This window comes from Sporosarcina sp. P29 (assembly GCF_002743265.1).
GTDB lineage: Bacteria > Bacillota > Bacilli > Bacillales_A > Planococcaceae > Sporosarcina.
In genome coordinates this window covers 1-364 of record NZ_PDYX01000151.1, presented here as the reverse complement: position 1 = coordinate 364, position 364 = coordinate 1, and the positions used below count along the sequence as shown (strand labels likewise).

Annotated in this window: 1 protein-coding gene; it reads right to left on the bottom strand. The window is 44.8% G+C overall.

The features are described 5' to 3' along the window. The coding region (locus tag CSV68_RS16990; protein WP_143561041.1) for an NAD(P)H-binding protein at positions 1-364 on the bottom strand (364 nt) is incomplete at both ends.

Sequence of the window (364 nt, the reverse complement as noted above, 5' to 3'; positions counted from 1 at the left end):
CATTCATCTGCGTAGTGTTTTGCCACAACGTAAGGAGCAAATGATTCCGACGCTTCCTGGATTGCTTTACGTGTAGTGTCGTATGAACTAATCATGATGAAGCGTTTAACATTGGCTTTTTCTGCAGCTTGTATAGTTTTGATAGCGCCATCGAGGTCAATCATCATAGTTTTATCTGGACCTGTTTTGGGGCCGGAGCCTGCTGTGAAGACGATGGCATCTACATCATCTGCTGCCTTTACGATGTCGTTTACTTCGCCTTCAAGATCTACAAGTACGGTTTCAGCCCCGATCTTCTCAAAGTGTTCCGCTTGTTCCTGCTTACGGATCATTGCCTTTGCTTCAAGCATATCGCTATCTTGAA